A 24,654-nucleotide genomic window follows, 5' to 3' on the forward strand; every position below is an offset into this window, starting at 1 on the left:
GGGCCGAGATCAGCCGAAAGAAATCAGACGGCCGAAATCAGACCGTCGAAATCAGACGGCCTTGGCGTCGTGCAGGGCGACGATTTCTTCCTGCGTGTAGCCGAGATCCGCGAGCACTTCGTTGGTGTGCTGGCCGAGCAGCGGCGACGCCGTGATCTCGACGGTGACGTCCGAGAACTTGATCGGCGAGCCGACGGTCAGGTACTTGCCGAGCTTGGGGTGATCGACCTCGACCACGGTGCCGCTCTTGCGCAGCGACGGGTCGTTGGCGATTTCCTTCATCGACAGCACCGGCGCGCAGGGAATGTCGAACTTGCGCAGGATGTCGATGGCCTCGAACTTCGTCTTGTCGGCGAGCCAGCTCTCGATGAAGGCGAAGATATCGAAGATTTTGTCCTGGCGAGCCTCGGCGGTGTTGTACGCCGTGTCCTCGATCCATTCCGGCTTACCCAGCGCCTTGCAGATCGGCGCCCAGGCATGGCCCTGGATGGTGAAGTAGATATAGGCGTTCGGGTCGGTCTCCCAGCCCTTGCACTTCAGCACCCAGCCCGGCTGGCCGCCGCCGCCGGCATTGCCGCCGCGCGGAACGACATCCGAGAACTCGCCATGCGGGTACTGCGGGTATTCTTCGAGGTAGCCCAGCGCATCGAGGCGCTGCTGGTCGCGCAGCTTCACGCGGCACAGGTTCAGCACCGAATCCTGCATCGACACGGCGACCTTCTGGCCCTTGCCGTTCTTCGTCTTCTGGTGAAGCGCGGTGAGGATGCCGATGGCGAGGTGCATGCCGGTGTTGCTGTCGCCGAGCGCGGCGGCCGACACGGTCGGCGGGCCATCCCAGAAGCCGGTGGTGGAGGCGGCGCCGCCGGCGCACTGCGCGACGTTCTCGTAGACCTTCAGGTCCTCATAGGCGTGGCCTTCCGAGAAGCCCTTCACCGAGGCGAGGATCATGCCCGGGTTGAGCTCCTGGATGTGCTCCCAGGTGAAGCCCATGCGGTCGAGCGCGCCGGGGCCGAAATTCTCGACCATCACGTCCGACTCCTTGATCAGCTTGGTCAGGACTTCCTTGCCCTGGGCTGTCTTGGTGTCGAGGGTGAGCGAACGCTTGTTGGAGTTCAGCATGGTGAAGTACAGCGCGTCGGCGTCCTTGACGTGGCGCAGCTGCGAGCGCGTGACGTCGCCCGCGCCGGGGCGCTCAACCTTGATCACGTCGGCGCCGAACCACGCGAGAAGCTGCGTGCAGGCGGGACCCGCCTGAACATGCGTGAAATCGATGATCTTAATACCTTCGAGCGGCTTGGACATCTCGGTCGACTTCCTTTTCAGCGTTAACAGTCCGGATGCAGGCTCACCCTGCCGCCGGATTGAGAATTTCCATCCCTCTTGGATGGAAAGCCTTAACTCTCCCCAAGCTCCGTATCCCCTGGAGGGACGGGGCTACTCCCAGGTGGCGCATCAACTTCTGGTCTTGAAGTCCCGACATGGTCAGGACTTCGTTTCGCTCACCCTGGCCTCACACTCCGCCAGACGCCGGCGCAGATCGCGCTCTTCCGTCCAGCGGACTGTCTCGTCGCGAATGACGGCCACGATCGCATGGGCGGCATTCGCTTCATCCGTCAGGAGGGCGACCGTGAACGCGATCGACAGCGCCCGCCCATCCTTGTGCACCGCCGGCACGCGCAGGAGCTGCGTGCCGTATTTCGTCACCCCCGAGCGCATCGTCTCGTCATAGCCATCCCAGTGCCGCTTGCGCAGCCGCTCCGGGATGATCAGGTCGAGCGACTGGCCGAGCGCCTCGTCCTCGCCGAAGCCGAACATGGCCGTCGCCGCCGCGTTCCACAGCGTGATGCGGCCTTCGGCATCCGACACCACGACGGCATCGCCGATCGCCGCCACGAGCTGGGCGCAGTCGACCTCGGTCCGCATTGGCTTCACTCTCTCGACTGTCTGCGTTCGGCTGTCTGCGTTCGGTCGTCTTCACTCGGCCGCCCGCGCGCGGCGGGTGGCTCGGGAAAGGCATGTGGATTGACCCGCCGGCACGGCTGCGCGCCGGCGGGTCGATTTCATTCCGCCGCGAGGCGCACCGGCTGGCCGACGGCGCCGGATGCCTTGACCCGCTCCAGTTCCGCACCGCTGAGGCCGAGCACGTTGGCGAGGATCTCGTCGGTGTGTTCGCCCAGAAGCGGCGAGCGCTCGACCTCGACATCATTGTCCGACAGCTTGATCGGGTTGCCGACCGTCAGGTACTTGCCGCGGGTGGGGTGGTCGATCTCGACCAGCGTGCCGGTGGCGTAGAGCGAGCGATCCTCGGCGATCTCCTTCATGGAGAGCACCGGGCCGCACGGAATGTCGTACTTGTTGAGGATCTCCATCGCCTCGAACTTGGTGTGGGCCATGGTCCACGATTCGATGCGGGTGAAGATCTCGTTGAGATGGGGCAGGCGCGCGGCCGGCGTGGCATAGGCCGGGTTGGTCTTCCAGTCCGGCTCGTGGATGACATCGCAGATCTTCTCCCAGACCGGGGCCTGGGTGATGAAATAGATGTAGGCGTTGGGGTCGGTCTCCCAGCCCTTGCACTTGAGGATGCGGCCCGGCTGGCCACCGCCCGAATCATTGCCCGCGCGCGGCACGGCGTCGCCGAAGGGGATGCCCTCGCCGAACTGGCTGTATTCGCGCAGCGGACCGCGATCGAGCCGCTGCTGGTCGCGCATCTTCACGCGGCACAGGTTCAGCACGGCGTCCTGCATGGCGCAGAGCACCTTCTGGCCCTTGCCCGTCAGCGTGCGCTGGTAGAGCGCGGTGACGATGCCGAGCGCGAGATGCAGCCCCGTTCCCGAATCGCCGATCTGGGCGGCGGTGACGAGCGGCAGGCCATCGCGGAAGCCGGTGGTGGAGGCGGAGCCGCCGGTGCACTGGGCGACGTTCTCATAGACCTTGCAGTCTTCGAACGGCCCGGGGCCAAAACCCTTCACCGAGGCGAGGATGATGCGCGGGTTGAGCTCCTGGATGCGCTCCCAGCTGAAACCCATGCGGTCGAGCGCGCCGGGGGCGAAGTTCTCGACCATCACGTCGCAGATCTTCACCAGATCCTCGAGGACCTTCTTGCCCTCCGGATTCTTGGTGTCGAGCGTGATGGAGCGCTTGTTGGAGTTGAGCATCGTGAAATAAAGACTGTCCGCATTCGGGACATCACGAAGCTGCGCACGCGTAACGTCGCCTTCGCCCGGACGTTCAACCTTGATCACATCGGCTCCGAACCATGCAAGCAGCTGCGTGCAGGTCGGTCCCGACTGAACATGGGTGAAATCGAGGACGCGGACTCCGTCCAAAGCCTTTCCCATGGCATTTCCTCTCGAGGTGATTCGACGTTTTTCCGTCGCTTTTTTGTTGGCTGCGGTAATGGGACGGGCGGGGCGGGGAGACCTCCCGCCCGTCCCCGTGACTTACTTCTTCTTGACGATGCTCTGCGGGTTGAGGCTGCCGATATTGCCGCTCTCGCTGCCGGCGGCCGGGTCGATCACCGCGTTGATGAGCGCGGGCTTGCCCGAGTTCATCGCCTCGTCGACGGCCTTCTTCAGCTCGTCGGGGGTGGTGACGTGGTAGCCGGCGCCGCCGAAGGCTTCCATCATCTTGTCGTAGCGGCTGTCCTTCACGAACACGGTCGTGCCGGGGTCGCGGCCGGTCGGGTCGGTGTCGAGGCCGCGATAGATGCCGTTATTGTTGAAGATGACGATGGTGACGGGCAGTTCGTAGCGGCAGATGGTCTCGACTTCCATGCCGGAGAAGCCGAAGGCCGAATCACCCTCGACCGCCAGCACCGGCTTGCCGGTCTCGACCGCCGCGCCGATGGCGTAGCCCATGCCGATGCCCATCACGCCCCAGGTGCCGACATCGAGGCGCTTGCGCGGCTCGTACATGTCGATGACGCCGCGGGCGAGGTCGAGCGTGTTGGCGCCCTCGTTGACCAGGATCGCGTCCGGGCGCTCCTTGATGACCTGCTTCAGCGCGCCGAGCGCCGAGTGGAAGTCCATCGGGGTGGAATTCTTGAGCAGGCGCTGCGACATCTTGCCGATGTTCACTTCCTTGCGCGCCTTGATCTCGTTGATCCAGCTGGCCGGGGGAGCCTGCCAGCCGGAGGACACGCCGGCATTGAGCGCGGCGACCACCGAGCCGATGTCGCCGACCAGCGGCGCCACGATCTCGACGTTCGAATCCATTTCCTTCGGCTCGATGTCGATCTGGATGAACTTCTTCGGAGCGTCGCCCCAGGTCTTGCCCTTGCCGTGCGACAGCAGCCAGTTGAGGCGCGCGCCGATCAGCAGCACGACGTCCGAATCCTTCAGAACGGTCGAGCGCGCGGCGCCGGCCGACTGGGGATGGGTGTCGGGCAGCAGGCCCTTGGCCATCGACATCGGCAAGAAGGGAATGCCGGTCGTCTCGATGAAGGAGCGGATTTCCTCGTCGGCCTGCGCGTAGGCGGCGCCCTTGCCGAGGATGATGAGCGGCTTCTTGGCCGACTTCAGCACGTCCAGCGCGCGATCGAGAGCGGCCTTGGAGGGGATCTGCTCCGGGGCGGCGTCGATCACCTTGACGAGCGACTTGGCGCCGGCATCGGCGTCCATCACCTGCGAGAACAGCTTGGCCGGCAGGTCGAGATAGACGCCGCCGGGGCGGCCGGACACCGCCGCGCGGATGGCGCGAGCCACGCCGATGCCGATATCGGCGGCGTGCAGCACGCGGAAGGCGGCCTTGCACAGCGGCTTGGCGATGGCGAGCTGGTCCATCTCCTCATAGTCGCCCTGCTGCAGGTCGACGATCTCGCGCTCGGACGAGCCGGAGATGAGGATCATCGGGAAGCAGTTGGTGGTGGCGTTGGCCAGCGCCGTCAGGCCGTTGAGGAAGCCGGGCGCCGATACCGTGAGGCAGATGCCGGGCTTCTTCGTGAGAAAGCCGGCAATGGCGGCGGCGTTGCCCGCGTTCTGCTCGTGGCGGAACGAGATGACGCGAATGCCCTCGGCCTGCGCCATGCGTCCCAGATCCGTGATCGGAATGCCGGGCACGCCGTAGATCGTCTCGATACCGTTAAGTTTAAGTGCATCAATGACGAGGTGGAAGCCGTCGGTGAGCTCCTGCTCGGTCTCGGCGGCTGCGTTTACGTCGATCACTTGTGCGACTGCGGACATCCCGTATTCCCTCCCAAACATTCCTTCGGCGGGTTTTGCCGCCCTAATCTAACTGTACGTGGCTCTCGACATGCCGCGCGAGCCGGAGCGTGTGGTCTCGCACCAGACGCTCGGCGCGGTCCGCGTCCCGCGCCTCGAGTGCCGAGATGATCTCGCGATGGTCGGCCGCCGAACGTTGCGCCCGGTCCATCTCGAAGATCGTTCGATGGCGGATGGCCCGTACATGAAAGAACAGGTTGTCCGTCATCGCCGCGAGCAGGCTGGAGCCGCTCAGCCGGATCAGCGCCTGGTGAAACGCGATATTCGCACCCGAATATTCGTCACACCGGTCACGCTCGATCCGCGAGAGGTCGAACTCCTTGAACAAGGCCCTCAGTTCGGCGATCGCCTCGTCGCTCGCGCGCTGAGTGGCGAGGCGTGCCGCCATGCTTTCCAGTGCCGCCCAGGCCTCGATCATCTCGATGATCTCGGCTTTCGAGCGGCGAACCACCATTATGCCCCGCCTCGGGACCGCGCGGAGCAGGCCTTCCTGCTCAAGCATCGCGACCGCCTCGCGGACGGGCGTCCGGCTTGCGCCCAGACGCTCGGAAATATCCCGCTCATCAAGCAGCATCGGCTCATCCGAGCCGTAAATATTCATGTTGGTGATGGCTTCCTTGAGTGCGGCGTAGGCCTTGCTCTTGAAGCTCTCCTTGGCTGGCAGGCGTTCGATGGTCAGACCATGGTCTCCACCGTGCCAGCGCTTGCTCACAATTTCCTTGCTGCTCACGGACACTCCTTTGCGGAAGCTCCGCCCGCGGATGCTGAGGAATTTGGCATACCAAATACCAACATGTCAATCCGGATGCCCCTGTCGTCGGGGCGCGGCGCTCCTCACTCCCTCGTCTCCAGACTGGCGCCGCACCTTACTGGCGAAGGCTTTGCGACCGTGTACACCAACCTACGTATGCAATATACCACACTGCGCCATGGCTTGGCGAGACCAGCTGAACAGTTTGCGACACGTCATGATCAAAAGTTCGCGTCGGGCGCCCCGGTTGCACGAGGGAGGGGCGGGCGACGGGTGGAATCGTGCCGGCCGCCGCTCGCCCTCGCCGGACGGAGGCCGGGTGGGCGACTGCCTTCTTCGTCATATTCTGGCAGACGGGGAGGGTGGCGTGCCATCGGGTCCGGGCGAGGGCGCCATAAGGGCCGACGCGCGCTTCCATCACGTCGAGCTGCCGCACCCGGCAGCGTCGGCCGATCGACGGCCATCCGCGCGCCGGTCGCTTCGACGGATGCCTGCCTCTGCCGCGTTCCGCGAACGGGTGCTCAGGAGGGGAACCGGCCGTGCTTCTCCACATGGGCGGCGAGGCCGAGCGTGTGCTCGCGCACGAGGCGTTCGGCAAGGTCCGCGTCGCGCGCGACCAGCGCGGCGATGATCGCCCGGTGCTCCTGCAGCGAGCGCTCGGAGCGGTTTTCCTGGCGCACCGATACCGCGCGGATGCCGCGAATATGGATGAACAGGTTCTCCGTCATCTCGCCGATCATCGCGCAGCCGGAGAGGCGAATGACGGTCTGGTGGAAGCGGATATTGGCGTCCGAGTATTCGTTCATGTGCTCGGCCGGGGCGCCCGGCTCGAAATCGTGGAACATCTCGCGCAGGCTGGCCAGATCGCGATCCGTGGCGCGGGCGGCCGCCAGCCGGGCGGCCATGCTCTCCAGCGCGGCCCAGACGATGATCATGTCGATGATCTCGCGCTTGGATTTGCGCACCACGAAGATGCCGCGCCGCGGTACCGAGCGCACGAAGCCTTCTTGCTCCAGCACGGTGAGCGCCTCGCGAATGGGCGTGCGGCTGACGCCGAGATCCTGCGACAATTGGCGCTCGTCCAGCCGGATCTCGCTCTCCTGGCCATACATGTCCATCTCGGTGATGGCTTTCTTGATGGCGTCATAGGCAAGGGTCCGCAGGCTGGTATTCGCGGCGAGCGGCGCGATGTTCAGGCGGGTATGGGGATCGGCGCTTTCCACGGGCTTCCTCGTCGGTCCAGTACATTCTTGTTGTTGACGCACCTCACGGCGGGAAGCGGGTCTGGCTGTCCGTCGAAGCGATGCATGGCCGTTCTCGCGTGATTCTCAGGTCACCCGGTTCGGCTCGGCAGCGTTATATAACATATACTGGATGTCCATCGCGCCGCCGTTTCGGCCGCGCTGGCCCTCGTTCGGGCCTCGCACGCAGCTCTTTTCCCGCTCCGAACACCATCGGGCTCGTCCGTGCCCGTCCCCGCCCGTCTCCAGCCGGCCGCGCGGTCGGCGCGGGTGCGTCTCCGTGACTTCCCATAGGTAAGCAATATTCAAGTATTCCCTTGGGGAAGATGACCTTGCGTAATATTCAGTCCACATATTTATGGATGGCTGGTATGCAAAATTTTGCATAATCAGAAAAACATAGTATGTTCCCCAGCAGTCATGGGGTGGTGCCCTTGCGTGGGGTTCGCGCAGAGGGCGAGCTCGTCAAGAAAAACAATAAGACTGACATTCATTACTATGGAAACGCGCGAGGAAAAAATGACATCTGACGCAACGTCATCCTTGAATAGGACCCGTTGGCTCCAGCTGGTATTCGGCGTGATCTGCATGTGCATGATCGCGAACATGCAGTATGGCTGGACGTTCTTCGTGAACCCGATGCAGGAACGCCACGGCTGGGACCGTGCCGCGATTCAGGTCGCGTTCTCGATCTTCATCGTCACCGAGACCTGGCTGGTGCCGGTCGAGGGTTGGTTCGTCGATAAATACGGCCCGCGCATCGTCGTGCTGTTCGGCGGCGTGTTCTGCGGCCTTGCCTGGGTGCTGAATTCCTACGCCACCTCGCTGACGACGCTGTACATCGCGGCGGCGCTGGGCGGCATTGGCGCGGGCGCGGTCTACGGCACCTGCGTCGGCAACTCGCTCAAGTGGTTCCCGGATCGTCGCGGCCTTGCCGCCGGCATTACCGCGGCCGGCTTCGGCGCGGGCTCGGCGCTGACCGTGATTCCGATCCAGAACATGATCAAGAATCAGGGCTACGAGGCGGCGTTCTTCTATTTCGGCCTCGGCCAGGGCATCGTGATAACCGTTCTGGCGCTGTTCCTGATGGCGCCGAAGAAGGCGCAGATCGCGGCCGTGGCGGCCAAGGTCGCCGCCAGCGTCAAGCAGTCCGTGCGTGAGTTCACGCCCAAGGAAATGCTGACCACCCCGCTATTCTGGGTCATGTATGCGATGTTCGTCATGATGGCCGCCGGCGGCCTGATGGCGACCGCCCAGCTCGGCCCGATCGCCAAGGATTTCGGCATCGCCGACATCCCGGTCAGCCTGATCGGCATCACCCTGCCGGCGCTCACCTTCGCCGCCGCGATCGACCGCGTGCTGAACGGCCTCACCCGCCCGTTCTTCGGCTGGGTGTCGGACCAGATCGGCCGCGAGAACACGATGTTCGTGGCCTTCGCCATCGAGGGCGTCGGCATCTACGCGCTCAGCGTGCTCGGCCAAAACCCGGTGATGTTCGTCATCCTCACCGGCCTCGTGTTCTTCGCCTGGGGCGAGATCTACTCGCTGTTCCCCGCCATGTGCGGCGACGCCTTCGGCTCGAAGTTCGCCACCACCAATGCCGGCCTGCTCTATACCGCCAAGGGCACGGCGGCGCTGATCGTGCCGTTCACCAGCATCATCACCACGATGACGGGCAGCTGGCACGCGGTGTTCATCATCGCGGCGGCGCTCAACATCATTGCCGCCGTCATGGCGCTCGCGGTGCTCAAGCCGCTGGCATCCTCCCACGGCAAGCGCGCCCGCGCGCAGGGGGCGACGAAGCCGGTCGCGGCCGAATAAGCCGCCCGATCCATCACCCGGCCTTCAAGGGCGCGCCGCGAGGCGCGCCCTTTTTGTTTGTCCGGAGGACGCGGATCGGCTCGTCCGAAGGGCGCCGCGCGGTCCGTTTTGCACCCGTTCATAGAAACGTGAACGTAAATTTCATGCGATCCATGCGCCCTCCAGTGATCAGGGTGCAGATGGAGAGATGTGGTGAAACAGTGCGCGTTGGGATTTTTGCTCGGTTATTCCTTTGGGTTAACTTTCATACTTTCGTCGAAATCGTAGATGGCGCGCAGCGTAAGCCGCCGAATAGTGGTGCATAGATTTCCGATAACGATGTTGTGCGCTGCAATATCGAATATTTATACGTTGCCTTACGCTGCTGTATAACCTTCACAAATGCGATTGGCATACATAATATTGTGGATTATGCTTCAGCATTAAGCGGGTCGGGTCCAACGCCCCTGCGTCAATCCAGGCTGCCTTTGGCGGGGGATGACGGAGCGGGCCGAGGGAGCCGCACAACCTATTTGGAACGGACACGCCGCCCGAGCGGCCGCTGGGGGAGGGAAGGTTCCGCCCCTGGCCAACGAACAGCCGGCGCACGGCCCCCCGAGGGCTGCAGCGACCGCAACAACAAGCCGATCCGCGGCGAATATTGATTAGGGATTAGGAGAGCGCCCTTGAGCACGTATACCCCCACGCCGGCGGCCCTCGGGCCCGGCAAGGACTTTTCCGAAAGCCGCCGCTGGCTGCAGCTGGTCGTCGGCGTCGTCTGCATGGTGGCGACCGCCAACATCCAGTACGCCTGGACCCTGTTCGTTCCCGAGATCCAGCAGACCTTCGGCTGGGAACGCGCCTCGATCCAGATCGCCTTCACCATCTTCGTGCTGGTGCAGACCTGGCTCGCGCCCATCGAGGGCTTCTTCATCGACAAGTTCGGCCCGCGCCTGATGGTGGCGTTCGGCGCGCTGTTCATCGGCACCGCCTGGGTCATCAACTCGCAGGCCACCTCGCTGTTCGGCTTCTATGTCGGCGCGGCGATCGGCGGCATCGGCGTCGGCTCGATCTACGCGACCTGCATCAACAACGCGCTGAAGTGGTTCCCGGACCGTCGCGGCCTCGCCGTCGGCCTCACCGCGGGCGGCTATGGCGCGGGTTCCGCCGCCACCATCCTGCCCATCGCGGCGATGATCGAATCGTCGGGCTTCCAGGAAACCTTCTTCTTCTTCGGCCTGCTGCAGGGCGGTCTCGCCTTCGTCGCGGCGTGGTTCCTGCGCTCGCCCAAGGCCGGCCAGGTGAAGGCGTCCGACAAGCTCAACCAGAGCCGTCGCGACTACACGCTGAAGGAAGCGCTGAACACCAAGCTGTTCTGGCTGATGTTCCTCATGTTCATCTGCGTCGTCACCGGCGGCATGATGGCTGTCGCCCAGCTCGGCGTCATCGCGCAGGATCTCGGCGTGAAGGAGTTCAAGGTCGACCTGTACTTCTTCGTCATGGCCGCCCTGCCGCTCGCCCTGATGCTCGACCGCGTCATGAACGGCATCTCGCGTCCGCTGTTCGGCTGGATCTCCGACCATATCGGCCGTGAGAAGACCATGGTTATCGCCTTCACCCTCGAAGGCCTCGGCATCATCGCGCTCGGCGCCTTCGGCCACAATCCGTGGGCGTTCCTGATCCTGTCCGGCGTCGTGTTCCTGGCCTGGGGCGAAGTCTACTCGCTGTTCTCGGCGCTGGCCGGCGACGCCTTCGGCACCAAGCATATCGGCAAGATCTACGGCGTGCTGTACACCGCCAAGGGTATCGGCGCGCTGTTCGTGCCGGTCGGCAACCTGCTGATGGAGGCCACCGGCACCTGGTCGACCGTGCTCTATACGGTCGCGGGCATGGACCTGTTCGCCGCCTTCCTGGCCATCGCGGTGCTGCCGCGTGTGTTCAAGGCTCATGTCGCCCGGTCCGGAGGCGTGGCGTCGCCGCCGTCGCCGCTCGGCCCGAAGGGTGCGGCCCAGGCCCACGCCTGAACCTGACATCGCTCCGGCGAGCATGGATGCGGGCTTCCCTGTGAAGCCCGCATTTCTGTTTGTGGCGGGCCCCGCAGGGGCGTCCGGCACCTAATCGGCGCGTCCAGGGCTGGTCAGGGCAAGGTCGGCGAGATAGGCCACCTTGGCGCTGGCGCTCCGCCCCAGCGAGAGGACCTGTGCCATGTCGAACCAGCGCGCCTCCAGCGCGTCGTCGGCGGCAACCGCCTCGCCCGCCCGCCAGCGGCACAGCACGGCGATCATCGCGAAATGATGGGCGAGCCGGCCGTCCCCGTCATGCTCGATGAAGTCGAGTACGGTGATCAGCCGCGGCGCATCCGCCACGATGCCGGTTTCCTCGTCGAGCTCGCGCAGCGCCGCCGCGAGATGGCTCTCGCCTCTCTCCATGCGCCCGCCGGGAAATCCCCACAGGCCCTGATCCGGCGGATTGGCGCGCCGCACCAGCAGCACCGCATCCGCACGCACGACCAGGGCGAGCACGGCGGGAATGGCGCGCACCCCGCTCATGTGAGGGATACCGCCCCGGCGGCATGTGCCGCGAGCGCGTCGGCCGCGCGCTGGGCCGCCTCCCGCCGCCTCTGCTGGAAGGGAGCCGTCTCCGCGCGAATCAGCGCGGCAAGCGCGGGCTCGCTGGTGCGCGGTGTGCCGCCGGCAAAGGGCGGGGCGGGGTCATATTCCATGAAGAGCTGCGCATGCCGGGCCCGCGGCTCGCCGAATAGCAGTGCCGCGAGGGTGAGGGCGAAATCGATCCCTGACGTGACGCCGGCGCCGGTCACGACCGAACCGTCGACAACCACGCGCTCATCGACCGGTTCGACGCCGAACAGGCGCAACTGCTCCAGCGACAGCCAGTGCGAGGTGGCCCGGTGCCCCGTGAGCAGGCCGGCCGCCGCCAGCACCAGCGAGCCGGTGCAGACCGAGGTGACGTAGCGCGCGCCGGCGGCCTGCCGGCGCAGGAAGTCCAGCACCTCGCCATCCTCCATCAATGCCAGCTGGCCGGGTCCGCCCGGCACGAAGAGAATGTCGGCCGGTGGACACTGCGCGAGCGTGACGCTCGGCAGCAGCCGGAGCCCGCCACTGTCGGTGACGGGATCGAGCGTCTTCCAGGCAAGGTGCCGCTGGAGCTCGGGAAACCGGGCGAAGACGTCGAACGGACCGGTCAGGTCGAGCTGCGTCAGCCCGGGATAGAGCAGCATGACGATGTTCATCGCGTATCCGGTCTCCCTAGGATCGAGGGGCATCCTGCACCGGTCGTCGCCTCTGGTGAAGGCGGTGTTTCGGCGCCATTGTGGTGCCAACGAATCCGGAGCGAGGGCGAGGAAGCATCATGGCGACGATCAGCAGGGCAGGTCTGGCGGGTATCGCCCTCCTCATCGGCACGGCGGTGGCGGCGGGCCCGGCGCTGGCCCAGTCACAGCCCTGCGGCAATTCGGGCGCCGGGTTCAACGAGTGGCTGGAGGGCTTCAAGCGGCAGGCGGTGGCGCAGGGCGTTTCCGCGCGCACCGTGGCGACGGCGCTGAACGGCATCACCTATGACGCCAACGTGGTCGGCACCGATCGGGGCCAGAAGGTGTTCGGCCAGAGCTTCTTCGAGTTTTCCGACCGCATGGTCGCTAATTACCGCATCCAGCAGGGCCGGGCGCTGATCCAGAAGAATCAGGCGCTGTTCGACCGCATCGAGCAGCAATTCGGCGTGCCCGGCGCGGTGCTGGTGGCCTTCTGGGGGCTGGAGACGGATTTCGGCGCCTTCATGGGCGACAAGAACACGCTGCGCTCGGTGGCCTCGCTGGCCTGGGACTGCCGGCGGGCGGAGGTGTTCCGCACGCAGCTGCTCTCCGCGCTGAAGATCATCGACCGCGGCGACCTGACGCCGGCCACCATGCGCGGCCCGTGGGCCGGCGAACTCGGGCAGTTCCAGTTCCTGCCCGACCATTATTTCAACTATGGCGTCGATTTCGACGGCGACGGCCGGGTCGACCTGCTGCGCTCCACGCCGGACGCGCTGGCCTCGGCCGCGAACTATATCAAGGCGCTCGGCTGGCAGCGCGGGCAGCCCTGGTTGGAAGAGGTGCGCGTGCCGGCGAACCTGCCCTGGGACCAGGCGGATCTCTCCATCAAGCTGCCGCGCGCGCAATGGGCGCGATTCGGCGTGGTGCGCGCCAACGGGTCGGCGCTTCCCGCCGACAACCTGACCGGCTCGGTGCTGCTGCCAATGGGGCGCAACGGGCCCGCCTTCCTCGTCTATCCCAATTTCAACATCTTCACCGAGTGGAACAACTCGCTCACCTACGCGACCTCGGCCGCCTATCTCGCCGCGCGCGTGGCGGGGGCGGGGGCCTATAGTCGCGGGCAGGGCAAGGCGATCCCGGTACTGTCGCAGGCGCAGGTGATCGAGCTGCAGCGGCTGCTCAATGCGCGCGGGCATCATGTGGGCCGGGTCGACGGCATTGCCGGCGCCGCCACCCGGCAGGCGATCAAGGTCGAGCAGATGCGGCTCGGCCTGCCGGCCGATTCCTATCCCAGCCCGGAGCTTCTGGCTGCCCTGAAGGCGGGGCGCTGAGAGCGCACCTCCAACTCGGCTCCCCCCGGGCTTCACGGCGGCCGGGAGGGCTGACAGGGGGACAAGGCGGCTACAGAACCGGAATGCCGAGCTGCTTGGCCTTCACCTCGGGCTCGACATGGATGTTGACGAGCACGTCGGCCACTTCGGCTTCCAGCGCATCCTCGATCCGGTCGCAGATCGCATGGGCCTCGCTCACCGCCATCTCGCCCGGCACGACCAGATGGAAGTCGACGAAGATCATGCGCCCGGCCTGCCGGGTGCGCAGGTCATGCGCCTCGATGGCGCCGGTCGCCTCTGCCGCGATGACGGTGCGGATGCGCCCCAGCGTGTCGGACGGCACGGCCTGGTCCATCAGCCCGCCGACGCTTTCCTTCAGCACTTTCCAGCCCGACCACAGGATATTGACCGCCACCAGCCCGGCGAGGATGAGGTCGAGCTTCTCCCATCCCGAGACCATGGCGAGGGCGACGCCGATCAGCACGCCGGCGGAGGAGATCACATCGGTGAGCAGATGCTGGGCATCGGCGATCAGCGCGGGCGAGCGCGCGCGCCGGCCGCTGCGGAACAGCACGACGCACCACACCGCATTGATGATTCCGGCGCCCGCATTGATCATCAGCCCCTGCGGCGCGGCGTCGAAGCTGTGCGCCTCGAACCAGTTGAGATAGACCTCGCGAAAGATCGAGACTGCCGCGACCACGATGAGCACGCCGACGATGACGGCCGAGAAATACTCGGCCTTGGCATAGCCATAGGGATGGTTCGCATCGGCGGGCTTGGCGCTGACGCGCAGCGCCAGCACGGCGGCGACCGAGGTCGCGACATTGACGATGCTTTCCAGCGCGTCCGAATAGAGCGCGATGCTGCCGGTGAGCAGATAGGCCACATATTTCAGCCCCAGCACCGCGATGCTGACGCCGACATTGATCAATGCGATCCGTGAGGACAGTCCCATACGCGCCGCCGTGCTGTTTCCGGCGCCGCGCGCCCTGCGGCGGACCACTAGTGCCTCGGGAAAGGAAAATCAAGTAAGCTCAATAACTTGCAAGTTAGTCGCAGAAGCGTTCGCAAATGCCCGCGGCGGTGGCGCCCTGCGGGCTCGCGTCAGGCATTGGCGGTGCGGGGCAGGATGGCGCCGCGGTGGCGGATGACGAGCCCGGCCAGCGCATGGCCGGCCTGCGCCGCCTCCACCGGGGCCGCGCCCTGCAGCCGGGCGGCGAGATAGGCGGCATTGAAGCTGTCGCCGGCCGCCGTGGTATCGACGGGTTCCACCGGCGCGGGGATGGGCACCAGATGCGAGGACCCTTCCGTGAAGACCAACGCCCCTTCCGCGCCGTTCTTCACCACGATTTCCGGCACGCCGAACGTGGCGAGGCGCTCGGCGGTGGCGGCGGGCGAGCCGTCGCCCCACAGCATCGCCTCGTCCTCGAAGGTGGGCAGGGCGATCGAGCAGCGCTTGAGTGCCTGCGCGTAGACGGTGCGGGCGCGGGCGACATCGCCGCCCCAGCCGCGGGGACGGAAATTGCCGTCGAACACGATGCGGGTGCCCCGTTCGCGGGCGAATTCCAGCGTCGCCAGCAGCCGGCCGAGGCCGATATTGGAATAGAGCGACAGCGTGATGCCGGAGAGATAGACCACGCTCGCCTCGATGACCTGCTCGGCGATCGTCTCCCAGCCCGTCAGTTCGAACAGTTCGCGGGCCGGCGAGGTGTCGCGCCAATAGGTGAAGCTGCGCTCGCCACGCGAATCGGTATCGATGACATAAAGGCCCACGGTGCGGCCGGCGACGCGTGCCATGGTGCGCGTGTCGATGCCCTCGGCTTCCGCGGCGGCGCGGATCGCCTCGGAATAGGTATCGTCGCCGAGCGCGGTGGCATAGCCGACGGAGACCCCGGCTCGGGCGAGATAGACGGCGGTATTGAACGTGTCGCCACCATAGGCCGCGCCGTAGCGGCCATCGGCGCCACGCGCGAATTCCGCCATGACCTCGCCGATCGAGATGACCTTTGCCATACCGCCTGCCCTCCGTTCGCGCTGCGATTCGGGCGGGAGGGTCACCCTATTTGCGCGCGAGGGCAAGTTTGGGTGGCGAAGGTGGCGGGCGGGGCGCGTTCGCCACGCCGCCCCGCGCAAGACTGCCCCGGGCGCAGGCGGCCTTGCGCGGGGCGATCTTGCGCGGATGCGCGGATCAGAGCTGGACGCCGCGCGTCAGCGCCCCGTCCACCACGAGGTTGGTTCCATAGACGAAGCTCGCCGCCGGGCTGGCCAGGAACACCGCCGCATTGGCGATTTCCTGCGGGGTCGCCATGCGGCCGGTGGGGTTCAGCGCCAGCGCGTCGGCAAACAGCGTGGGGTTGCCCTGCTCGATCTGGTCCCACACGCCGCCCTTGAAATAGGTATTGCCGGGCGAGACCGTGTTGGCGCGGATCTTCTTCGGCGCGAGGGTGAAGGCGAGGCCCTGCGTGTAATGCACCAGCGCTGCCTTGAACACGCCATACGGGCCGGCGGCGAAGTCGATCTCGCGGCCGGAGACCGAGGAAATGGTGACGATGGCCGCCGCATCGCTGGTCTCAAGATAGGGCAGGGCAGCGTCCACCAGCCGCACCGTGCCCATCAGGTCGGTCTGGAAACCCTTGTTCCAGCTTTCCTCGTCATTGCCGATGGCCAGCGCGCTGACATTGGCGACCACGATGTCCAGCCCGCCGAACGCCGCCGCGGCCTGCTCGACAAAGGCAGCGAGCGCCGGGCCGTCGGAGACGTCGACGCCCGCTCCAAAGGTTTTCACGCCCTTTTCGGCGAGCCGGGCGGCGGTGGCTTCCGCCTCGCCCGCATTGCGGCTGCACAGGGCGACATCGGCCCCTTCCGCTGCCAGCGTCTCGGCGATGGCGAGGCCGATGCCCTTGGTGCCGCCGGTGACGATGGCGCGCAGGCCTTTCAGTCCGAGGTCCATGTCTCGTCTTCCTTCATGGGGGCTATTTCGCTGGCGAATGATTCCCCCAAGCGAGCGGGCGCGGCAAGTCGCCCGTTGCGATTATCGGCAGGGAACCGGCACGGCCGGCGCGTTTGCGCGCGCGAGCGGACGCTCAGGGCAGGATGATGCGCACCGAGCCGGGCGGCGTGTCGCTCGCCCGCGGCGCCTCGGCCGGCGCGGTGACGGGGAGCGCACCGCCGGAGGGGGGAGCGGGTGATGCGGCGCGCGCCGCCGCCGGTGTGGGCGGCGCGGGCGCGGGCGGATTGGACGCGGGCGGAGCGGCTATGGCGGTGGGGCTGTTTGCCGGCGGCTCCGGCGGGGGCAGATGGGCGGGGATTTGGTAGCGCCGCTCGATATCGGCGGCGCGCGCGTCGTTGAGGCTGGTGAGGCAGGTGATGCGCTGCTCAATCACCGCGGCGCCGCCGAGCCGGCCGCCCACCGTCTTCTCACCCGCGCCCCCCTCATAAGGGGCGATGCTCTGGCATTCGAAATTGCGCCAGTTCACGAACCGGCTCTGCGATTCGTTGAACAGGGCGATCCAGCGCCTGCGCTGCGGCGCCTGCAATTCCTGCCGTGCCTCAATCCCGGCCAACGCGGCGGCCACCGCCTGGTCCAGACGCTGCTCGCCTGCCTTCTGAACCTGGTTCAGGCAATCGAGATAGCTGCGCGCATCCTTGCCCTTCACGCATTCGCCCTCGGGCGCGGCGATGGCGGAATGCCCGGACACCGCCAGCATCAGGGCCAGCGTCGCCGCGGCGATGCCGTGCTCGAACAGCCGGCGCCCGGAAAGAACATGTCCGGAAAGCGGGTGTGCGGAAGGGACACGCCCGGGAACACGACGCTTGGCGGCACGGTGCATGGCACGACTCCGTCAGGCGGCAGGGCGCTCGTTGAGGAAGCGACCCATGCGTTCGAGGGCGCGGAGAATATTCTCGGCCGAGTTGGCGTAGGAGAGGCGGATATACCCTTCGCCGTGCACGCCGAAATCAGGACCACCGATGGTAGCAACGCCGGTCTCGTCGAGCAAGGCCGAGGCCAGTTTCTTCGCCGATTTCCAACCCGTTCCCGCCACGTTGGGAAAGGCATAGAACGCGCCGCGCGGCGTGGCGCAGGATAGGCCGGGCAGCGCGTTGAGCCCCTCGACCACGATCGCGCGCCGGCGCTCGAACTCGGCCAGCATCGCGCCGACGCAATCCTGTGGGCCGGTGAGCGCGGCGAGCGCGGCGAATTGGGCCGGCGCGTTGACGCAGGACCAGGCATTGACCGCCAGCTTGCGCATCGGATCGTAAAGCCCTTCCGGCCACAGCGACCAGCCGAGCCGCCAGCCGGTCATCGCGTAGGTCTTCGACCAGCCGTTGAGCAGGATCAGCCGGTCGCGGATCTCGGGATAGGCCAGCAGCGTGGTGTGCGCCTCGCCATCGAACAGGAACTGGTCGTAGATCTCGTCGGAGAGGATGACGACCTGCGGGTGCTCCGCCAGCCCCGCCACCAGCTTGTCGATCTCGGCCTTGGGCGTGACGCCGCCGGTGGGGTTGGCGGGCGAGTTGAGGATGAGGAGGCGGGTGGCCGGGGTGATGAGGGACAGCGTCTCCTCCGCCGAGAAGGCGAAGCCGTTCGCCTCGCGGATCGGCACCGGCACCGGGGTGGCGCCGGTGAACTCGATCATCGAGCGGTAGATGGGAAAGCCGGGGTCGGGATAGAGGATTTCCGCCCCCGGCTCGCCCAGCATGAGGATGGCGCTGAACATCGTCACCTTGCCGCCGGGCACGATGACCACGCGGCCCGGGTCGATCTCGACCGCGAAGCGGCGGTTGACGTCCGCCGCCACCGCCACCCGCAACGGCTCGATGCCCACCGAGGGTGTGTAGCCGTGATGGCCGTCGCGCAGCGCCTGGATCGCGGCCTCGACAATGTGCTCCGGCGTCGCGAAATCCGGCTGGCCGATGCCCAGATTGATGATGTCGCGCCCCTGCGCCGCCAGCGCGGCGGCCCGCGCCAGCACGGCGAAGGCGTTTTCCTCGCCGATGCGGTCGAAGGCGGGTATCGGGTGCGGCCGGAAGCGGGCAACTGGCGTCATCGGGTCCTCCGGATTGGCTCTGCGGCCAGATAGCGAGAAATCGCTTGTAGTTTGAGCCAAGCTGTCACACGGACAGCGCGGGTGTTCAAGGGCCGCGCGGAGGCCGTTTCGTGCTGCCGAAAAAGGGGAAGAGCCATGCCGCCGGTCGACACGCAAAATCCTCTCGGCGACGTGGTCGACACGACGCCGGCCCAGCGGCCCACCCGCGTGATGATCTCCGGCTCGCATGTCGATCTCGTCCCGTTCGACGCGACCGCGCACGGCCCCGCGCTCTACGCGGCCGCGCACGGGGCGCAGAAAGAGGCGATCTGGGCCTATCTGCCCAACGGTCCCTATGAGGACCCCGCCGCCTTCGATGCCCATTATCAGGCGGCCGCGCTGCGCGAGGATCCGCTGATGTTCGCGATTGTCGACAAGGCGAGCGGCGTCGCGGTGGGGCACGCGACCTATCTGCGGATCGACCCGGCCAACCGGACGATCGAGGTCGGGCACATCCTCTACACTCCGGCGCTGATGCGCACGCCGGGCGGCACCGAGGCGATGTACCTGATGGCGCGCCACGTCTTCGAGGATCTCGGCTACCGGCGCTACGAGTGGAAGTGCAACGCGCTCAACGCCCCCTCGCGCCGGGCGGGCTTGCGCTACGGCTTCCGTTTCGAGGGCCTTTTCCGCCACCACATGATCGTCAAGGGCCGCAACCGCGATACCGCGTGGTTCGCCATGCTGGAGGAGGAGTGGCCGCAGATCGCGGGGGCCTTCGAAAGCTGGCTTGCGCCGACGAATTTCGATGCCGAGGGGCGGCAGGTCGTGCCGCTGGGCCTTCTCAATGCCGAGCGGCTGGAAGTGGGCACGCGCACGCTGCGGCGGGCCAGCCTCGCGGACCGCGCCGCGGTCGAAGCGGTGCAGCACGGGGCCTATGCGCGCAACCGCCTGCTGCTGGGCGTCGAGCCGGTGCCGCTGCTGTGGGACTATGCCCGCGTCTTCCGCGAGCGCGAGGTGTGGGTGCTGGAAAGTGCCTCCGGCGCATCCGGCCTCGACGGGGTGCTGATTCTGCACAACCGGGCGGACGACCTCTTGACCGATAGCCTCGCCGTGGCGCCGCAGGCGCAGGCCGGCGGCGTCGGCAACCTGCTGCTCGCGGCGGGGGAAGCGCGCGCCCGCGCGCTCGGCCGGCGCATGGTGCGGCTCTATACCGGCGAGCCGCTTTCGGCCAACATCCACTGGTACCGGCGCAAGGGCTACTCGATCGAGCGGGTGGAGCAACTGCCCGACCGCCGGCTGGTGCACCTGGCGAAGGCGCTGGACTGAGGGAGCGGGATTGAACGCGCGGCGGGCGCGCCATCACGGGCGCCTATCCTGCGTTTCTTGCGTGTGGCGGCAGATTGCTTACATTCTCGGTAAGCTCTCGGACTGGACGTGTGATGATGAATTATGTGGAGGCGGCCACCGCGCCGCTGCGCAAGACGGGCCATATCAAGCTGCACGGGCCCGAGGGCTTCGCCGGCATGCGCAAGGCGGGCCGGTTGACCGCCGAGGCGCTGGACCTGGTGCACGAAATGGTGCGGCCGGGCCTGTCGACCGAGGCGATCGACAATGCCGTGTTCGAGTTCGCCATGGATCACGGCGCGCTGCCGGCGACGCTGATGTATCGCGGCTACCGCAAGTCCACCTGCACCTCGATCAACCATGTCGTCTGCCACGGCATCCCCAACGACAAGCCGCTGCGTGAGGGCGACGTCGTCAATGTCGACGTGACGCTGATCGTCGATGGCTGGTACGGCGATTCGAGCCGCATGTTCCCGGTGGGCGAGATTCCCCGCCGCGCCGAGCGGCTGCTCGACGTGACCTACGAATCGCTGATGCGCGGCATTGCCGAGGTGAAGCCGGGTCATCATGTCGGCGATATCGGCGCGGCGATCCAGGAATTCGTCGAGCCGCTGCACATGAGCGTGGTACGCGATTTCTGCGGACATGGCGTGGGCCAACTGTTCCACGACGAGCCGAACATCGTCCATGTCGGGCGGCGCGGCGAAGGCCCGGAACTGCTGCCGGGCATGATCTTCACCATCGAACCGATGATCAATCTCGGCCGGCCGCATGTGAAGGTGCTCTCCGACGGCTGGACGGCGGTCACGCGCGACCGGTCGCTCTCGGCGCAGTTCGAGCATGCGGTGGGGGTGACGGAGACGGGTTGCGAGATCTTCACGCTCTCGCCCAAGGGCTACCACAAGCCGATCTTCGGACATCACGACTGAACGGTTTGGGGCCCGCATGGCGCGGAAAAAGGCAACGCCCGAGGGCTGCGCGGATCCGGAGGGCTGTCGATCCGATTCGCCTCCCGGCGTGACCGGCTTCAGCGAGACGACATCGCATTTTGTCGGCCACCGCGAACGGCTGCGCGACCGGTTCCGGCTGGGCGGGGCGGATGCGATGCCCGACTATGAACTGCTGGAACTGGTGCTGTTCCGCGCCGTGCCGCGCGCGGATGTGAAGCCGCTGGCCAAGGCGCTGGTCGACCGCTTCGGCTCCTTCGCCGAGGTCATCACCGCCTCGCCCGGTCGGCTGCGCGAGGTGAAGGGCGTCGGCGACGCGATCATCACCGAGTTCAAGGTGATCGGCGCCGCGGTGGAGCGGGTGACGCGGGAGCGGCTGCGGGCGCGCCCGGTGCTCTCCTCCTGGAGCGCGGTGATCGCCCATTGCCGGGCCTCGATGGCCTATGCCGAGCAGGAGCAGTTCCGCATCCTGTTCCTCGACAAGCGCAACCAGCTCATTCTCGACGAGGTTCAGCAGCGCGGCACGGTGGACCACACCCCGGTCTATCCGCGCGAGGTGGTGAAGCGGGCGCTGGAAGTGGCCGCCAGCGCTCTCATTCTCGTCCACAACCACCCGAGCGGTGATCCCACCCCCTCCAATGCCGATATCCAGATGACCAAGACGATCATCGACGTGGCCAGGCCGCTCGGCATCGAGGTGCATGATCACATCATCGTGGGCAAGGACGGGCATGCCAGCCTGAAAGGGCTGCGGCTGATTTGAGACCGATGGATGGGGGCGGGGCGCGGATAGGATCCCATTGCCTCGCCGCACGCGGTGTGGGATGGCAGGGCCAGCCGGAGACCGCGCCGCGGGGCTGCCGTGCGCCGAAGGTAAGCGCGTCCTCATGACTTCCTCCGTGGCCGATCGCGGCCCCGCACCGGCCATTCCGCTCTCCGCCTATATCCATCTCGTCATCATCTATGTGGTCTGGGGCGGCTCCTATCTCGCGGTGAAGGTCAGCCTGTCGGGGCCGGCGGCGATCACCGTGCTGCAGCTGCAATCCTCGCGCCTGTGGTGCGCCTCGCTTCTGCTCGGCGCGGTCACGCTGGCGCGCTATGGCTGGCCGCCTTTGCCCAACCGACGCGATCTCGCGTTGTGCGCGGTGAGCGGCCTGTTCATGTGGATGGGCGGAAACGGGCTGGCGACGCTCGCCGCGCGCCACGCCTCATCCAGCTTCATCGTCATGATGATGGGGGCCATCCCGCTCTGGGCCTGCCTGCTCGATCTCATCATCGGGCGGACGATTCCCTCGCTGCGGGTGGTGCTCGGCATCCTGCTCGGCCTTGCCGGCCTGTTCCTGGTCGTTTCGCCGGCGCTGCTCGAGACGCACCGCGCCATTATCGAGCCGGGCTATACCGGGTTCACCATCCTGCTCGTGGTCGCGGCGGGTCTGAGCTGGTCGCTCGGCACCATCATCCAGCGCCCGCTGATGCGGCGGATCCGGCCGGACTGGGCGGCATCCTTCCAGATGTTCGTCTCGGCCATCGTGCTCAGTTCGCTGGCGCTGTACGAAAGCGCGCCGCTGCCTGTCGACCCGAGCACCCGGCAATGGCTGGCCTTCGGCTTTCTCACCGTGTTTGCCTCGGTGATCGGGCTCAGTTCCTACCTCAAGGTGCTGACCAGTTTCAGCCCGGTGGTCGCCTCCACCTTCGCCTATGTGAACCCGATCGTCGGCGTGCTGCTCGGCTGGATGATTCTCGGTGAGGAACTCTCGGCCGTCTCGCTGCTGGGGCTGGCGGTGGTGCTCGCCAGCATCGCCATCGTGCTGCGCCGACGGCGCTGAACAGCCCGCCAGAGGCGCGTTTCTCCGGGCCGATCAGGGAGCGCGGCTGAGCAGGAGCGGGCGGCTATCCTCGGGCACCTTGGCCCAGGCCCCATCCTCGCTGGAGGCGAAGCGCACGCGGTTGCCACCGGCGGTTTCCAGCACGAGATCGCCGCCATCGAGCCGCCAGCGGTCCGGGAGGGTGCGCCCCAGCAGGGCCGCGCAGGCGGGATCCGGCGCGAGGCGGTACACGCCGGGCTTCAACGTCTCCTCCGCCAGCCGCACGCGGCAGGCCGGGGTGCCGGTGGCATCCGCCAGTTCCCACAACCCGACCAGATCGCCCGGCTGGGTGGTGGCGGAATCGGCAAGGCGCGGATTGACCAGGAAATAGACGCCGTCTCCCTCGCGCAGTGCTTCCCAATTGCCGCCGACGCCCTCGGTGAACTCGGCCACCAGCTGCCCGGCGCCATTGAGGAGATGGATGGAATTGCCGGCTCCGGGTGCCCAGCTGGCAATGTCGGCGCTGAACAGGATCGCGGCGGCGCAGGCCGGCCGGTCGAAATCGATGGCGAAGGAAGCGCCCAGGGGCGCGGCCGCGCCCGGCCCGCTCGCGGCCGCGCCCCTGGGCGCTTCCTTCGCCCGCTTGACGGACAGGGTGAGCGGGCAGACGCGGTCACCATCGGCATTGGTCAGCCGATAGGCGTCCGCCAGCTGCCCGGCAGCCTCCGCCGGCGTGCCGCTTCCCGCGCCCTGCGCCCCCGCGCTGGAACCGAGCGTGGAGACCAGCAGGGCGGCGGCGAACAGCGCCGGGGCGATTTTCCCGAGCAGGCGGGAGGAGATGAGCGGGCCGTGCGCCTGTGGCATGGCGCGCCTCCTCAGCCGGGCCCCGGCACCGGTGTTTCGGGCACCGGCGTCAGCGGGCCGCGCCCGTCGAACCAGGCGAGGAGATTGTCGACCACCAGCTGGCCCATGGCGTTGCGCGTCACATGGGTGGCGGAGGCGATGTGCGGCAGCAGCACGGCATTGTCCAGCGCGATCAGATCCGCCGGCACGTTGGGCTCATGGGCGAACACGTCGAGCCCCGCGCCAGCGATGGTGCCGTCCTTCAGCGCGCGGATGAGCGCCTCCTCGTCCACCACCGAGCCGCGCGCGACATTGATGAGAATGCCGGTGGGACCCAGCGCCGAGAGCACCTCGGCATTGATCAGGTGGTTGGTCTCGGGTCCGCCGGGAAGGATGGCGATGAGCACGTCGACGTCACGCGCCAGTGCGACGAGATCAGGGTAATGGGGATAGGGCAGATCCTCCACCGGACGCCGGCTATGATAGGCGATGGGGCGCCCGAAGCCGGCAAGCCGCCGGGCGATGGCCTGGCCGATGCGGCCCATGCCAATGAGGCCGATGGAACGATCACGCAGGGTCGGGCTCAGCGGAAACCCACCCTTCGGCCACAGCCCGGCGCGCAGATGGCGTTCCGCCTGGGGAATCCGCCGCACGGTCGCCAGCAGCAGGCCGATGGTGAGATCGGCCACTTCGTCATCGAGCACACCGGGCGTGTTGGTGACGACGATGCCGCGGGCGGCGGCGGCGGCGACTTCCACCGAATCATAGCCCACGCCGAAATTGGCGACGATCTCTACCCTGGGCAGCCGGGCGAGCAGAGCCTGCGTCACCCTTCGGGCGCCGCCGGCCGTCGAGCCGACGCCGGTGGCGACGGCGCGGATACGCCCGCCGGCCTCGGCAAGCTGCGCCTCCGCGTCCGGCGCATCGAGCCGGTGGACGATGAAATGCTGCGACAGCTGCGCCTCGATCATCGGCATCATCGGGCCGGTCTGCAGCAGTTCGGGACGGGCGGCATCGGCCATGGGACATGCTCCTGGGCGGCAGGGAGCGTATTCGTCATCAAAGCGCG

At 66.9% G+C, this 24,654-nt stretch carries 22 protein-coding genes; 7 read left to right on the forward strand and 15 right to left on the reverse strand.

Annotated features, from left to right (window positions below; genetic code table 11):
- Positions 1–51 precede the first annotated feature (51 nt).
- The 6 genes from frc (QOZ99_RS06340) to QOZ99_RS06365 form a co-directional block, all read right to left on the reverse strand.
- Complete coding sequence (gene frc / locus QOZ99_RS06340) at positions 52–1,302, reverse strand: formyl-CoA transferase (protein ID WP_306889139.1); 1,251 nt, start codon at positions 1,300–1,302, stop codon at positions 52–54.
- 180 nt (positions 1,303–1,482) lie between these two features.
- Positions 1,483–1,923 (reverse strand): PAS domain S-box protein, encoded by a 441-nt coding sequence (locus tag QOZ99_RS06345; protein ID WP_306889140.1) that lies wholly within the window; start codon positions 1,921–1,923, stop codon positions 1,483–1,485.
- Between the two features lie 137 nt (positions 1,924–2,060).
- Positions 2,061–3,338, reverse strand: a complete 1,278-nt coding sequence (gene frc / locus QOZ99_RS06350) for a formyl-CoA transferase (protein ID WP_306889141.1) — start codon at positions 3,336–3,338, stop codon at positions 2,061–2,063.
- A 102-nt stretch (positions 3,339–3,440) separates the two neighbouring features.
- The gene (oxc, locus tag QOZ99_RS06355) at positions 3,441–5,180 is read right to left on the reverse strand and encodes an oxalyl-CoA decarboxylase (protein WP_306889142.1); all 1,740 of its coding nucleotides are present in this window, start codon (positions 5,178–5,180) and stop codon (positions 3,441–3,443) included.
- A 43-nt stretch (positions 5,181–5,223) separates the two neighbouring features.
- Positions 5,224–5,949, reverse strand: a complete 726-nt coding sequence (locus tag QOZ99_RS06360; protein WP_183190495.1) for a GntR family transcriptional regulator — start codon at positions 5,947–5,949, stop codon at positions 5,224–5,226.
- A 542-nt stretch (positions 5,950–6,491) separates the two neighbouring features.
- Positions 6,492–7,193, reverse strand: coding sequence for a GntR family transcriptional regulator (locus QOZ99_RS06365; RefSeq protein WP_306889143.1), 702 nt, complete (start codon positions 7,191–7,193; stop codon positions 6,492–6,494).
- 537 nt (positions 7,194–7,730) lie between these two features.
- Here QOZ99_RS06365 and oxlT (QOZ99_RS06370) point away from each other — a divergent pair.
- Both oxlT (QOZ99_RS06370) and oxlT (QOZ99_RS06375) read left to right on the forward strand, forming a co-directional pair.
- The gene (gene oxlT / locus QOZ99_RS06370; RefSeq protein WP_306889144.1) at positions 7,731–9,032 is read left to right on the forward strand and encodes an oxalate/formate MFS antiporter; all 1,302 of its coding nucleotides are present in this window, start codon (positions 7,731–7,733) and stop codon (positions 9,030–9,032) included.
- Between the two features lie 665 nt (positions 9,033–9,697).
- On the forward strand, positions 9,698–11,035 hold the full coding sequence (gene oxlT, locus QOZ99_RS06375; RefSeq protein WP_503128548.1) for an oxalate/formate MFS antiporter: 1,338 nt from the start codon (positions 9,698–9,700) through the stop codon (positions 11,033–11,035).
- 90 nt (positions 11,036–11,125) lie between these two features.
- On the opposite strand, the gene QOZ99_RS06380 is transcribed toward oxlT (QOZ99_RS06375), so the two are convergent.
- Together QOZ99_RS06380 and QOZ99_RS06385 are read right to left on the reverse strand one after the other, a co-directional pair.
- Entirely contained in the window at positions 11,126–11,560 is a 435-nt protein-coding gene (locus tag QOZ99_RS06380; protein ID WP_306889145.1) for an NUDIX hydrolase, read from the reverse strand.
- A complete protein-coding gene (locus tag QOZ99_RS06385; protein WP_306889146.1) occupies positions 11,557–12,261 on the reverse strand; it encodes a DJ-1/PfpI family protein in 705 nt (234 codons plus the stop codon). Before QOZ99_RS06385 ends, QOZ99_RS06380 begins: the two co-directional genes overlap by 4 nt.
- A 119-nt stretch (positions 12,262–12,380) precedes the next feature.
- Between QOZ99_RS06385 and QOZ99_RS06390 the strand changes: the two genes are divergently transcribed.
- The gene (locus QOZ99_RS06390; protein ID WP_306889147.1) at positions 12,381–13,613 is read left to right on the forward strand and encodes a lytic murein transglycosylase; all 1,233 of its coding nucleotides are present in this window, start codon (positions 12,381–12,383) and stop codon (positions 13,611–13,613) included.
- Positions 13,614–13,683: 70 nt separating this feature from the next.
- Here the strand turns inward: QOZ99_RS06390 and QOZ99_RS06395 are convergent, their stop codons facing one another.
- The 5 genes from QOZ99_RS06395 to QOZ99_RS06415 form a co-directional block, all read right to left on the reverse strand.
- On the reverse strand, positions 13,684–14,571 hold the full coding sequence (locus tag QOZ99_RS06395) for a cation diffusion facilitator family transporter (RefSeq protein WP_306889148.1): 888 nt from the start codon (positions 14,569–14,571) through the stop codon (positions 13,684–13,686).
- 149 nt (positions 14,572–14,720) lie between these two features.
- A complete protein-coding gene (locus tag QOZ99_RS06400; RefSeq protein WP_306889149.1) occupies positions 14,721–15,629 on the reverse strand; it encodes a sugar kinase in 909 nt (302 codons plus the stop codon).
- Positions 15,630–15,804: 175 nt separating this feature from the next.
- A complete protein-coding gene (locus QOZ99_RS06405; RefSeq protein WP_306889150.1) occupies positions 15,805–16,566 on the reverse strand; it encodes an SDR family NAD(P)-dependent oxidoreductase in 762 nt (253 codons plus the stop codon).
- A 133-nt stretch (positions 16,567–16,699) separates the two neighbouring features.
- A complete protein-coding gene (locus QOZ99_RS06410) occupies positions 16,700–17,446 on the reverse strand; it encodes a lysozyme inhibitor LprI family protein (RefSeq protein ID WP_306889151.1) in 747 nt (248 codons plus the stop codon).
- Positions 17,447–17,458: 12 nt separating this feature from the next.
- Positions 17,459–18,664, reverse strand: a complete 1,206-nt coding sequence (locus tag QOZ99_RS06415; RefSeq protein WP_306889152.1) for a pyridoxal phosphate-dependent aminotransferase — start codon at positions 18,662–18,664, stop codon at positions 17,459–17,461.
- A 135-nt stretch (positions 18,665–18,799) separates the two neighbouring features.
- On the opposite strand from QOZ99_RS06415, the gene QOZ99_RS06420 reads away from it, so the two are divergent.
- The 4 genes from QOZ99_RS06420 (at position 18,800) to QOZ99_RS06435 (ending at position 22,763) form a co-directional block, all read left to right on the forward strand.
- Entirely contained in the window at positions 18,800–19,972 is a 1,173-nt protein-coding gene (locus tag QOZ99_RS06420; RefSeq protein ID WP_306889153.1) for a GNAT family N-acetyltransferase, read from the forward strand.
- Between the two features lie 116 nt (positions 19,973–20,088).
- Entirely contained in the window at positions 20,089–20,919 is an 831-nt protein-coding gene (map, locus tag QOZ99_RS06425) for a type I methionyl aminopeptidase (RefSeq protein ID WP_183190672.1), read from the forward strand.
- A gap of 16 nt (positions 20,920–20,935) precedes the next feature.
- Positions 20,936–21,700, forward strand: coding sequence for a RadC family protein (radC, locus tag QOZ99_RS06430; protein WP_306889154.1), 765 nt, complete (start codon positions 20,936–20,938; stop codon positions 21,698–21,700).
- 124 nt (positions 21,701–21,824) lie between these two features.
- Positions 21,825–22,763 (forward strand): DMT family transporter, encoded by a 939-nt coding sequence (locus QOZ99_RS06435; protein ID WP_306889155.1) that lies wholly within the window; start codon positions 21,825–21,827, stop codon positions 22,761–22,763.
- Positions 22,764–22,796: 33 nt separating this feature from the next.
- Here the strand turns inward: QOZ99_RS06435 and QOZ99_RS06440 are convergent, their stop codons facing one another.
- Both QOZ99_RS06440 and QOZ99_RS06445 read right to left on the reverse strand, forming a co-directional pair.
- Positions 22,797–23,606: a protease inhibitor Inh/omp19 family protein gene (locus QOZ99_RS06440; protein ID WP_306889156.1), complete on the reverse strand. Its 810-nt coding sequence runs from the start codon at positions 23,604–23,606 to the stop codon at positions 22,797–22,799.
- Positions 23,607–23,617: 11 nt separating this feature from the next.
- A complete protein-coding gene (locus QOZ99_RS06445) occupies positions 23,618–24,607 on the reverse strand; it encodes a 2-hydroxyacid dehydrogenase (protein WP_306889157.1) in 990 nt (329 codons plus the stop codon).
- Positions 24,608–24,654 lie beyond the last annotated feature (47 nt).

It is taken from the genome of Ancylobacter amanitiformis (assembly GCF_030814815.1).
In the GTDB taxonomy this organism is placed as follows: Bacteria; Pseudomonadota; Alphaproteobacteria; order Rhizobiales; family Xanthobacteraceae; genus Ancylobacter; species Ancylobacter amanitiformis.

Coding starts and splice junctions, on each gene's coding strand:
- frc (WP_306889139.1), bottom strand. CDS start 1,302: ATGTCCAAGCCGCTCGAAGGTATTAAGATCATCGATTTCACGCATGTT.
- QOZ99_RS06345 (WP_306889140.1), bottom strand. CDS start 1,923: ATGCGGACCGAGGTCGACTGCGCCCAGCTCGTGGCGGCGATCGGCGAT.
- frc (WP_306889141.1), bottom strand. CDS start 3,338: ATGGGAAAGGCTTTGGACGGAGTCCGCGTCCTCGATTTCACCCATGTT.
- oxc (WP_306889142.1), bottom strand. CDS start 5,180: ATGTCCGCAGTCGCACAAGTGATCGACGTAAACGCAGCCGCCGAGACC.
- oxlT (WP_306889144.1), top strand. CDS start 7,731: ATGACATCTGACGCAACGTCATCCTTGAATAGGACCCGTTGGCTCCAG.
- QOZ99_RS06380 (WP_306889145.1), bottom strand. CDS start 11,560: ATGAGCGGGGTGCGCGCCATTCCCGCCGTGCTCGCCCTGGTCGTGCGT.
- QOZ99_RS06385 (WP_306889146.1), bottom strand. CDS start 12,261: ATGAACATCGTCATGCTGCTCTATCCCGGGCTGACGCAGCTCGACCTG.
- QOZ99_RS06390 (WP_306889147.1), top strand. CDS start 12,381: ATGGCGACGATCAGCAGGGCAGGTCTGGCGGGTATCGCCCTCCTCATC.
- QOZ99_RS06395 (WP_306889148.1), bottom strand. CDS start 14,571: ATGGGACTGTCCTCACGGATCGCATTGATCAATGTCGGCGTCAGCATC.
- QOZ99_RS06400 (WP_306889149.1), bottom strand. CDS start 15,629: ATGGCAAAGGTCATCTCGATCGGCGAGGTCATGGCGGAATTCGCGCGT.
- QOZ99_RS06405 (WP_306889150.1), bottom strand. CDS start 16,566: ATGGACCTCGGACTGAAAGGCCTGCGCGCCATCGTCACCGGCGGCACC.
- QOZ99_RS06410 (WP_306889151.1), bottom strand. CDS start 17,446: ATGCACCGTGCCGCCAAGCGTCGTGTTCCCGGGCGTGTCCCTTCCGCA.
- QOZ99_RS06415 (WP_306889152.1), bottom strand. CDS start 18,664: ATGACGCCAGTTGCCCGCTTCCGGCCGCACCCGATACCCGCCTTCGAC.
- QOZ99_RS06420 (WP_306889153.1), top strand. CDS start 18,800: ATGCCGCCGGTCGACACGCAAAATCCTCTCGGCGACGTGGTCGACACG.
- map (WP_183190672.1), top strand. CDS start 20,089: ATGAATTATGTGGAGGCGGCCACCGCGCCGCTGCGCAAGACGGGCCAT.
- radC (WP_306889154.1), top strand. CDS start 20,936: ATGGCGCGGAAAAAGGCAACGCCCGAGGGCTGCGCGGATCCGGAGGGC.
- QOZ99_RS06435 (WP_306889155.1), top strand. CDS start 21,825: ATGACTTCCTCCGTGGCCGATCGCGGCCCCGCACCGGCCATTCCGCTC.
- QOZ99_RS06440 (WP_306889156.1), bottom strand. CDS start 23,606: ATGCCACAGGCGCACGGCCCGCTCATCTCCTCCCGCCTGCTCGGGAAA.
- QOZ99_RS06445 (WP_306889157.1), bottom strand. CDS start 24,607: ATGGCCGATGCCGCCCGTCCCGAACTGCTGCAGACCGGCCCGATGATG.